Origin of the sequence: Photobacterium chitinilyticum (genome assembly GCF_004104355.1) — a bacterium.
Taxonomy (GTDB): domain Bacteria; phylum Pseudomonadota; class Gammaproteobacteria; order Enterobacterales; family Vibrionaceae; genus Photobacterium; species Photobacterium chitinilyticum.
Genome location: NZ_RJLM01000040.1, coordinates 1 through 2,660 on the forward strand (window position 1 = coordinate 1; position 2,660 = coordinate 2,660).

Sequence of the window (2,660 nt, forward strand, 5' to 3'; positions counted from 1 at the left end):
CAAACAAGTCACCTTGATACCTTTGTTATGCAACTCCATCCATTAATACGATCATACTTGGCCGAAAATCTTTCCACGCGTGATAAATCTGCGGCATACAGGCAACAAATCCGGACTCTGATAATTCCGATTCACTTTCAACGATTTGGGCCAGAGAAACCTGCATGACAACCTGATACGGACTGGCTTGGCTGCTGCACCAAACCAATAGGCAAAGAAATGCGCCAACACTTTCACAGCTGAGTAACGTTGAAATTATGATGTTGAATTGCCAGAATCAAAGGCAGCAAAGAAAACAGCAACCTGTTTAACTCCGGACTTTCAGGCAGCCTTTCGGCAAACGAATTGCCAGAGAAATCGTGGAAACAAGCGATGAATTTTCTACCATTGAAATTCTTGGCTCTAGGTGCATAACGCCGAACATAAGGTGCGCCACGATGAACTCACCAAGCGCATCGGACTCCATACCAAAACCGCCGAGTGTAAAGCGTCACCTTGATGTTTTTGTTATACGATTTTGTCACCAACTCTGGCGATAAACTAACCGATCCCCATCAACTTATTTAGTGCTGTCGATAAAATCCAACCAACGAAACCACCAATAAGTAAACTCGGAATTTGGTATTTTAATTTAGCCTTTTCCTTCAACTCTCCGGTTAACCTACTTATTTCCTGAGATTGAACGTCAACTTTTGCTGACTGTTTGGTAATTTGGTCTGAAATCATGTTGATTAAAGATGAGTCAACTCCTAGACCTAAACGGTTAATCAATACATTTTCAGACATCAAAACAGGCTTTCCATTTTTCATAATAAATGGGCTACCTTCAGAAAAAGCTATGGAATCAGCTTTACTGACTTTGATTAGATAGACTTGTTTAAAACGAGGGTGATGCTCCTGAATCTCAACATCAACACCTTGAATGCAAGCTTTAGCGTCGTTGATAAGAGCGGGATTTACGCTTTGAAAGCCCGAACCATAACCCTCATTAGAATACGCACCGACCAGAATGTAGCCCCCGTTTACATTGCTCAAACCAACAATGTACTCAGACAGTGCCTTACTTGTGATTGTCGAAGGAAGTATAAGTCTTACATTATCATCAGAATTTGTTAGAAAATCAGAAGCCCAATCCTGCTGAGAAGTATCCACGAGTGGCATTACAACATTATCATCCATAGTCTAATCTCAATAACTCCAAATATGAAAACTAGTAGCTTTAGGTTCTCGGTGAGCCATGACTGTTAGATAAGCCCAATCGTATAACGCCAGCAATAAGGTGTGCCCCACCGAACTAGCAAAGCACACGGGACTCCATACCAAAACCGCCGAGTGTAACGCATCACCTTGATTGCCTTGTTATAAATCTGTGACCTCAAGTGCCTCACTTAACTCTTTAGATATATCATACATCCGAGAACGCATCTTATCTGACAGCACATCAGATGGAGCAAACGTTGGTTTAAGTCTAGATTTACAGTAATCCGGATGTTGAACAATGAAGTCTAAGTAACTATCCAAAAGCTCACAATTTTTAAAGCTCGAACGACCTAATTGCTTCTTAACCTTTTGAAAGAACTGCTCCATCTCATCATCATTATCAACATCGTTGTATTCGATAAAGTACTCATCTGAAAATTTCCGAATTGACCACCCGATACGGTTTAACTCGACCTTAATTATTGATTGAAGCTCTTTTGTCCCCATTTGTCCCATTAGCCTTTGTTAGATTAGTTGTCGTCTCAGCGGAGACGTAATTTTTAAATTAAGGAAAAGAAAATGACTAAAGCAAAATCACAAATGACGCCAGAAGCCGCTGCTCGAATTCAATCAAGCACATCTAAAGCAAATGGCGGTCAAACACCTAAAGGTTCTTTTGGTGCAAGAGCACAATCATCAGCAGATAAAAACTCAAACAACAAGAAATAGGATTATATATGCCAAACTCATCAAGTATGTCTGACGACGAACTAGACCTATGGTCTGATATAAACAATCCTAATAATGATGCTGATATGGATGATTGGGCTGATGCTCATAACCCTAATAATGATGATTATTTAGATAACTAACAAGTAAGGGGCGAAAGCCCCTTACTTACATCCATTTACATTCCCCGAAAAAGCATTTAAAAACCCATCTTCATCAACACTATATCGCGTGAATGATATTTCATTCATTGTATCTTGAAGCGCACAAAGACAAATTGATTTCTTATTACGATAATTTTTGTGCTTTAATGGCCTTTCAGATGAATTCAAGCATGAATCAAATATTTCAGCTTCAACCTTTAGAGGGTATCTATTATCAGATATTGCATAATCTATAAAATTACTACCACCATAAGCGACCAGCAAAGATAAACCAAGAGCTTTCAATGGCTTTTGAATGGTAAACTTTTCCATTACCGAAGAACATTCACTACAATACGTAGTAACTTTAACTTTTACATTTCTTTCTTCATCATTACATTTACATAATGATTCCGACATACTGCCTCCTTTAAAGATTTATAACGCCTGGGATAAGGTGCGCCACGACCAACTCTCCAAACCCACTGAACTCCGAACCAAAAATGCCGAGTCAAACAAGTCACCTTGATACCTTTGTTATGGCGCGCTCAAAGTAACCGACTCAACATCCATGCACGCTACCGCTAC

6 protein-coding genes are annotated in these 2,660 nt (G+C 39.6%); 2 read left to right on the forward strand and 4 right to left on the reverse strand.

Going from position 1 to position 2,660, the window contains the following annotated elements; all coding sequences use genetic code 11:
* Nucleotides 1-307: 307 nt before the first annotated feature.
* The 3 genes from EDI28_RS27065 to EDI28_RS25510 all read right to left on the reverse strand — a co-directional run bounded on the left by EDI28_RS27065 (nucleotide 308) and on the right by EDI28_RS25510 (nucleotide 1,707).
* Nucleotides 308-466 (reverse strand): hypothetical protein, encoded by a 159-nt coding sequence (locus EDI28_RS27065; RefSeq protein ID WP_164918629.1) that lies wholly within the window; start codon nucleotides 464-466, stop codon nucleotides 308-310.
* Nucleotides 467-540: 74 nt separating this feature from the next.
* Nucleotides 541-1,179, reverse strand: a complete 639-nt coding sequence (locus EDI28_RS25500) for a hypothetical protein (RefSeq protein ID WP_233353514.1) — start codon at nucleotides 1,177-1,179, stop codon at nucleotides 541-543.
* 180 nt (nucleotides 1,180-1,359) lie between these two features.
* Nucleotides 1,360-1,707 carry a hypothetical protein gene (locus EDI28_RS25510; protein ID WP_233353515.1) on the reverse strand — a complete coding sequence of 116 codons (348 nt, stop codon included), beginning with the start codon at nucleotides 1,705-1,707 and terminating at the stop codon, nucleotides 1,360-1,362.
* Nucleotides 1,708-1,779: 72 nt separating this feature from the next.
* On the opposite strand from EDI28_RS25510, the gene EDI28_RS25515 reads away from it, so the two are divergent.
* Nucleotides 1,780-1,929: a hypothetical protein gene (locus EDI28_RS25515; protein ID WP_128786653.1), complete on the forward strand. Its 150-nt coding sequence runs from the start codon at nucleotides 1,780-1,782 to the stop codon at nucleotides 1,927-1,929.
* 8 nt (nucleotides 1,930-1,937) lie between these two features.
* On the forward strand, nucleotides 1,938-2,072 hold the full coding sequence (locus EDI28_RS27575) for a hypothetical protein (protein WP_267900019.1): 135 nt from the start codon (nucleotides 1,938-1,940) through the stop codon (nucleotides 2,070-2,072).
* Between the two features lie 21 nt (nucleotides 2,073-2,093).
* Here the strand turns inward: EDI28_RS27575 and EDI28_RS25520 are convergent, their stop codons facing one another.
* A complete protein-coding gene (locus EDI28_RS25520) occupies nucleotides 2,094-2,492 on the reverse strand; it encodes a hypothetical protein (protein WP_128786654.1) in 399 nt (132 codons plus the stop codon).
* Between the last annotated feature and the right edge of the window lie 168 nt (nucleotides 2,493-2,660).

Excerpts from the sequence above, each read along its gene's own strand:
- EDI28_RS27065 (WP_164918629.1), bottom strand. The coding sequence starts at position 466 with ATGGAGTCCGATGCGCTTGGTGAGTTCATCGTGGCGCACCTTATGTTC.
- EDI28_RS25500 (WP_233353514.1), bottom strand. The coding sequence starts at position 1,179 with ATGGATGATAATGTTGTAATGCCACTCGTGGATACTTCTCAGCAGGAT.
- EDI28_RS25510 (WP_233353515.1), bottom strand. The coding sequence starts at position 1,707 with ATGGGGACAAAAGAGCTTCAATCAATAATTAAGGTCGAGTTAAACCGT.
- EDI28_RS25515 (WP_128786653.1), top strand. The coding sequence starts at position 1,780 with ATGACTAAAGCAAAATCACAAATGACGCCAGAAGCCGCTGCTCGAATT.
- EDI28_RS27575 (WP_267900019.1), top strand. The coding sequence starts at position 1,938 with ATGCCAAACTCATCAAGTATGTCTGACGACGAACTAGACCTATGGTCT.
- EDI28_RS25520 (WP_128786654.1), bottom strand. The coding sequence starts at position 2,492 with ATGTCGGAATCATTATGTAAATGTAATGATGAAGAAAGAAATGTAAAA.